Genomic DNA, 6234 nt, shown 5'->3' with positions numbered 1-6234 from the left:
GGGAAATGCATTCCAATTGTGGGAGCGAGCCTGCTCGCGAAGGGGCCGGTCCTATCGACCTCATTCTCCTTTGGGCAACTCGATCACAAACCGCGTCCACCCCGCAGCCGATTCGCAATGAATCTGCCCACCATGGGCGCGGACGATCGATTGGGTAATCGCCAGCCCCAGCCCCGCATGTTCACTGCTGCCTTCCTGCCGCGCCGGATCTGCTCGATAAAACCGGTCAAACAGCCGTGGCAACAACTCTGCCGAAATGCCTTCGCCACTGTTCTCCACCGACAGCTGCGCTATGTGCGGTTGATCGACGATGGACAGGCGCACGCTGCCTGACGCCGGGGTGAAGCGCAGCGCGTTATCCAGCAGATTCGACAAGGCCCGGCGCAGCATGCTGCGATCGCCTTCTATACGCGCATGACCTTCGCGGCTCAGCGTCACCCCGGCGTCCTCGGCCAGTGGCGCAAAAAACTCCAGCAGCACATCGCTCTCATCCGCCAGTTCCAGTGCCTCACGCTTGGGCATCAGCAAACCGTGGTCAGCCTTGGCCAGATAAAGCATGTCGTTGACCAGTTGTGCCATCCATTGCAGTTCTTCGAGGTTGCTGTGCAGGGCTTCGCGGTAATCCTCGATCGGTCGCGGGCGGGTGAGGGTGACCTGGGTGTGGGTCAGCAGGTTCGACAGCGGAGTGCGCAGTTCATGGGCGATGTCGGCAGAGAACGCCGACAGCCGTTGAAACGAGTCATCGAGGCGTCCGAGCATGGCGTTGAAGCTGTGGGCCATTTCAGCAAGCTCTGGCGGCATTTGCGCTTCCGGCAGTCGGGCGTTGAGCGAATGTGCGGAAATCCCACGCGCCACTGCACTCATGCGCCGCAGCGGACGCAAGCCGCTGCGTGCAGCCCAGGCGCCGAGCAGCGCAGTGGCCAGCGCCGACAACCCGACAGTCAGCCAAATGAGATGCTGCATGCGCTGCAGGAAGTGCTGGTGATGAGTGATGTCCAGTAGCAGAGTGAGCTGTGGCGAGTCGGTTTTGTCAGGGTAGAGCGGGGCGTTGAGCATGCGGTAGTCGGCGCCGTCATGGCTGATGGTCGACAGGCCCGGCTGTTGCGGCAAGTCCTGCGGTAAATTGATCGAGCTGTCGTACCAGCGCTGGCCGTCACTGCCGGTAATGCGCAGCGCCAGATCGGCCTGACGGCTCAGCTCATCCGCCAGCCGCGCCTCACGCTGAGCGGGTTGCACATCCTGCAAGGCCCGGCGCAGGCCGATCAGTTTGCCATCCAGCAATTGCTGATCGAGCTCAATGAAGTGCGCCTCGCTGGCGCGGCTGAACAGCACCCCGGCGAACAGCGAGACCACGGCGGTGCACGCGGCAAACAGCAGAGCCAGACGAGAACTCAGCGACAGGCGACGCATCAGGCCGGACGCTCTTCAAGCACGTAACCCATGCCGCGCACGGTGTGGATCAGTTTGTTGGGGAAGTCATCGTCGATCTTCAGGCGCAGGCGGCGGATCGCCACTTCGATCACGTTGGTGTCGCTGTCGAAGTTCATGTCCCAGACTTGCGAGGCAATCAGCGATTTCGGCAGCACTTCACCCTGACGGCGCAGAAGCATTTCCAGCAAGGCGAATTCCTTGGCGGTGAGGTCGATGCGCTGGCCACTGCGTTCGACCCGACGGCGAATCAGGTCCAGACGCAGGTCGGCCAGTTGCAGACTGGTTTCCTGGGGCAGGGCGCTGCCACGGCGCAGCAGGCTGCGCACCCGGGCCAGCAGTTCGGAGAAGGCGAAGGGTTTGACCAGATAGTCGTCGGCGCCGAGTTCGAGGCCGTGCACCCGGTCTTCCACGGCGTCCTTGGCGGTGAGAAACAGTACCGGCGTGTCGAGGCCGGCGCTGCGCACCGCCTGCAGAATCTGCCAGCCACTGCGCCCGGGCAGCATCACGTCGAGAATCAACAGCGCATAATCCCCGCTCAACGCCAGTTGCTGACCGCTGACGCCGTCGGCCACCAGTTCTGTGTTGAAACCGGCCTCGGTCAGGCCCTGGCGCAGGTAGTGGCCGGTTTTCGGTTGGTCTTCGACGATCAGCAGTTTCATGGGCGACTCGGGTTGTAGGAACAAAAGCGTTATACCGTGGGAGCAGGCGACGCACGCCAACCTGACAAAGTTGTAATCTGCCTGTCAGGTAGCTGCCAGCGCAGGCGGGCTAGAGTTTCCCACAGGCTGAACCTTATCTTGTTGGAGTATGACTATGTTTTTGCGCAACCCTCTGACCGTCGCCGCCTGTGTGCTGGCGCTGAGTTCACCTGTCTGGGCCGCACCCGCGCACAGCTATGATTTCGGCCAACCGGCACCAGCAGCCAAGGCTACTCGCAGCATTGAAGTTGTACTGAACGACATGTCGTTCGACCCCAAGGCGATTCAGGTCAAGGCCGGTGAGACGGTTCGCTTTGTGCTGGTGAATAAAGGCCAGTTGCTGCACGAATTCAACCTCGGTGACGTCGCGATGCATGCCCAACACCAGCAGGAAATGTTGCAGATGCAGCAAAGCGGCATGCTCACGCCTACCGGCATGAAAGAAATGTCCCACGACATGGCGGACATGGATCACGGCAGCATGGACCACAGCATGAAGCACGACGACCCCAACAGCGTGCTGGTCGAGCCGGGCAAGACCGCCGAGCTGACCTGGACCTTCAGCAAGGCCAGCAGCCTGGAATTTGCCTGCAATATTCCCGGTCACTACCAGGCGGGCATGGTCGGCAAACTGACTGTCAGTCAGTAAGCACTCAAAGGCGGGCGCAAAGGCTGATAGAATCCGCTGATTCTTCAGTCAGGTTTCCGCCATGCATCCCGCAGCCGAACATTCGCCGCTGGGCAAATCCAGCGAATACATCGCCACGTACACGCCGTCCCTGCTGTTCCCGATTCCGCGCACCGCGAAATGGGCCGAGCTGGGCCTGACCGCCGAAACCCTGCCGTATAAAGGCGTGGATTTCTGGAATTGCTTCGAACTGTCGTGGCTGTTGCCGTCGGGCAAGCCGGTGGTGGCAATCGGTGAATTCAGCATTCCGGCGGATTCGCCGAACATCATCGAATCGAAGTCGTTCAAGTTGTACCTGAATTCGCTGAATCAGACGCCGTTTGCCGATATCGCCAGCCTCGAAGCGACGCTGGTCAAGGACCTGTCGGCCGCTGCCGGCAAACCGGTCGGCGTACGGGTACGCAGTCTGAAGGACGTCGAAGCCGAAGGCGTCGTGGCGTTGCCGGGCGTGTGCATCGACGATCTGGACATCAGCGTCAGCAACTATGAGCATCCGCGTCCGGAACTGCTGCGTTGCGATGATTCGAAGATTGTCGAAGAGAGCGTGCATAGCCATCTGCTCAAATCCAACTGCCCGGTGACCAGTCAGCCGGACTGGGGCAGCGTGGTGGTGGAATATCGTGGTGCGGCGCTGGATCACGCGAGTCTGCTGGAATACATCGTCAGTTTCCGCCAGCACTCGGACTTCCACGAGCAGTGCGTGGAGCGGATCTTCCTCGACCTGCAGCGTTTGCTGAAGCCGGAGAAGCTCACGGTGTTTGCGCGCTATGTGCGTCGCGGCGGGCTGGATATCAATCCGTATCGCAGCACCGAGACTGCGCAACTGCCGAACCATCGCCTTGTGCGCCAATAAATAACCCCTGTAGGAGTGAGCCTGCTCGCGATAGCGGACTGACATTCAACATTGATGTCGACTGATACACCGTTATCGCGAGCAGGCTCACTCCTACAAGGGATCGCGTTTCAAGTTGTGGAAATGAAAAAGCCCTGCCATCGCTGGCAGGGCTTTTTGCGTTTCAGCGCAGGGCAGTCAAATGCCCATGCTACCCAGCGCATTAACGATATTGCGCAGGGTGCCGGCAATGGCCGGGTGTTCCACTTCAAAGCGTTCCACCGCCAGGTTCACACCGTCTGCGATGCTGGTTTCCTGCGTGACGCTTTCCAGTTCGATTTCCGATTCGATCTGCGCCATCAGCGCATGCAGATCTTCACGCTCGGCTTCGGTTAGCGGCGGATTCTGCTCCAGTTGCTCGCGCAGGGTGTCGAGTTGTTTTTGCAGTTCTTGGGCGGGCATGGTGGGGTTCCTTTTATCGAGAGGCACTGGCATTGACCGCAGCCGCGCGCCAAAGGTCTATGGCTGACCTTTAGATTAATCCACTCTGCGGCAACCTGCATGATTCCGGTCAGGGCTTTTCGCCCTTGAGGCGGCGCAGGTTGATGTCGGCCAGGCAGGTGTCGAGTTCGCCCAGATGATCGATCACCGAATGCACGCCCAGCCCGAACAACTGCAGGGTTGCCTTACCGCGTCGTTGGTCGCGTTCGTTCTGGCTCAGCGCTTGCCACTCGCTCGGCGACAGGCCGCACAGAGAGCCGCAGGACGCCAGGCCGATGGTCCACAGCCCGGCGTTGAGGCCCGCTTGCAGCAACCGGGGCTCGCCGCTCACCAGCACGCAGCCATCCAGGCAGCTGACGTTCAAACCCATCAGCGCCTGCCAGCAGGCGTTCGGTGCGGGCCATGGATTGATTGTTGCTGAATATTGCGTCGGTTTGATCCACGCCGGCAGAGAGGCCGCCAAGGGTTGCGCGAGGGCAGGGGGCAGCTCGTCGATCCACGCACAGGGAATCTGCTGGCGCTGCAGGCTGAGCAGGCTGTCGAGAGCGCCGGGTGTGGCGTCGGCGTGCTCGGGCAGTACGCTGGCGTGTTGATGGGCACGGGCGCCGAAATCCACCAGACAGCCACTGAGTCCGAACAGCACGGCGGTCAGGCCGGGCGCGGCGACAGGCAAGACTTCAGCGTGGGTCATGGCAACGTCCCTGAAATAGGCATGAGGCTAGGCGACGCCGGTGACAGTTGGATGACAGGTGTGTGAAGGCGCTCCCTGGAAACGTCCTGCATTACTCTTCACGGGTGGACTGCCCAAAACGGCTTTTGCGCTTATACTAGCGCTCTTAACGCCTGGGCCCGGGTGCCCGCGCCAGTAAAAATCCAAGGAGTTTTTCTATGCGCTGGAGCAATCCTCTCGCTCAGCTATGTGTATGTGCCAGCGTCCTGCTGGTTCCGTTCGCCGCCAACGCTGCAACGGAAGAAGACCCTTGGGAAAGCGTCAACCGCCCGATCTTCCAGTTCAACGACTTCGTCGACACCTACGCGCTCAAGCCGCTGGCGCAGGGCTATGAGTTCGTGACGCCGCAGTTCCTCGAAGACGGCATCCACAACATGTTCCGCAACGTCGGTGACGTCACCAACCTGGCGAACAACATTCTGCAGGCCAAGCCGGCAGCAGCCGGTGTCGATACCGCGCGTATCATCTTCAACACCACCTTCGGCCTGCTGGGCTTCTTCGATGTCGGTACCAAAATGGGCCTGAATCGCAGTGACGAAGACTTCGGTCAGACCCTCGGTTACTGGGGCGTCAGCAGCGGCCCTTACGTGATGCTGCCGTTGCTCGGCCCGAGCACCCTGCGTGATGCACCGTCCAAGTACGTCGACAGCTTCACCGGTCCGTACCGCTACATCAACGACGTGCCTGTCCGTAACTCGGTGTTCGGCCTGAACATCGTCGACACCCGTGCCAGCCTGCTGTCGAGCGAGAAGCTGATCAGCGGCGACAAGTACACCTTCATCCGCAACGCTTACTTGCAGAACCGCGAGTTCAAAGTGAAGGATGGCCAGGTCGAAGACGATTTTTAATCTCGACCGATGACAAGGAGGCGGCCCATGAGGCCGCCTTTTTTGTGTGCGCTTATTTCATCTGCAGAATGGTCAGGCCGAGCTTCTGGCCATCGCCGTCCTGGGCCTTGACCCAGACCACTTTGGTCTCCGCCTCCAGCCCACTCAACGCGGCATGCTCGGAATCGATGCGTACGCTCAAGCGGTCGCCAACCGCGAACTGGCGCGGCGCTTCGACCTGCATGCCGCTGCTAGAGAGGTCGATGCACACGCCGGCGATCTCATCACCTTCATGAATCAACACCACATCGGCATCGACCCGCATGCGGATGAAATCGCGCTTTTCGCTGTAGTCCCGACCGGTTTGACTCATGGCTTCGACCTTCCATTGGGTTACGGTTTGAGCTGTTCTTATAACTCTCGGTGATTTGACAAGTAAAGTCGTCAAGCGACCATCGGCGCATGCTTGAAACGCCCCGCGGATGGGAGTACCGTCTGCGCCTTAGAAGGGCACCTCTGGTGCAATC

8 protein-coding genes are annotated in these 6234 nt (G+C 60.4%); 3 read left to right on the top strand and 5 right to left on the bottom strand.

Features of this window, described 5'->3' with window-relative positions:
• Nucleotides 1–60: 60 nt before the first annotated feature.
• Nucleotides 61–1410 carry a heavy metal sensor histidine kinase gene (locus AC3WMV_RS09600; protein ID WP_103368830.1) on the bottom strand — a complete coding sequence of 450 codons (1350 nt, stop codon included), beginning with the start codon at nt 1408–1410 and terminating at the stop codon, nt 61–63.
• Entirely contained in the window at nt 1410–2090 is a 681-nt protein-coding gene (locus AC3WMV_RS09595; protein ID WP_027611462.1) for a heavy metal response regulator transcription factor, read from the bottom strand. Before AC3WMV_RS09595 ends, AC3WMV_RS09600 begins: the two co-directional genes overlap by 1 nt.
• A 154-nt stretch (nt 2091–2244) precedes the next feature.
• On the opposite strand from AC3WMV_RS09595, the gene copI reads away from it, so the two are divergent.
• Nucleotides 2245–2778: a copper-resistant cuproprotein CopI gene (copI, locus tag AC3WMV_RS09590; protein WP_103368829.1), complete on the top strand. Its 534-nt coding sequence runs from the start codon at nt 2245–2247 to the stop codon at nt 2776–2778.
• Between the two features lie 61 nt (nt 2779–2839).
• A complete protein-coding gene (queF, locus tag AC3WMV_RS09585; protein WP_103368828.1) occupies nt 2840–3670 on the top strand; it encodes an NADPH-dependent 7-cyano-7-deazaguanine reductase QueF in 831 nt (276 codons plus the stop codon).
• Nucleotides 3671–3847: 177 nt separating this feature from the next.
• Here queF and AC3WMV_RS09580 read toward each other — a convergent pair whose 3' ends face one another.
• Both AC3WMV_RS09580 and pcrP read right to left on the bottom strand, forming a co-directional pair.
• Nucleotides 3848–4111: a DUF4404 family protein gene (locus AC3WMV_RS09580; RefSeq protein WP_103368827.1), complete on the bottom strand. Its 264-nt coding sequence runs from the start codon at nt 4109–4111 to the stop codon at nt 3848–3850.
• Nucleotides 4112–4220: 109 nt separating this feature from the next.
• Nucleotides 4221–4841 (bottom strand): HAD superfamily inactivated hydrolase PcrP, encoded by a 621-nt coding sequence (gene pcrP, locus AC3WMV_RS09575; RefSeq protein WP_103368826.1) that lies wholly within the window; start codon nt 4839–4841, stop codon nt 4221–4223.
• 197 nt (nt 4842–5038) lie between these two features.
• Here pcrP and AC3WMV_RS09570 point away from each other — a divergent pair, with 197 nt between their 5' ends.
• Nucleotides 5039–5728: an MlaA family lipoprotein gene (locus AC3WMV_RS09570; RefSeq protein WP_027611467.1), complete on the top strand. Its 690-nt coding sequence runs from the start codon at nt 5039–5041 to the stop codon at nt 5726–5728.
• A 52-nt stretch (nt 5729–5780) separates the two neighbouring features.
• Here the strand turns inward: AC3WMV_RS09570 and AC3WMV_RS09565 are convergent, their stop codons facing one another.
• The gene (locus AC3WMV_RS09565; protein ID WP_103368825.1) at nt 5781–6080 is read right to left on the bottom strand and encodes a PilZ domain-containing protein; all 300 of its coding nucleotides are present in this window, start codon (nt 6078–6080) and stop codon (nt 5781–5783) included.
• Nucleotides 6081–6234: the final 154 nt, after the last annotated feature.

Source organism: Pseudomonas sp. FW305-3-2-15-E-TSA4 (assembly GCF_058787295.1).
This window is presented reverse-complemented; position numbering and strand designations above follow the sequence as displayed.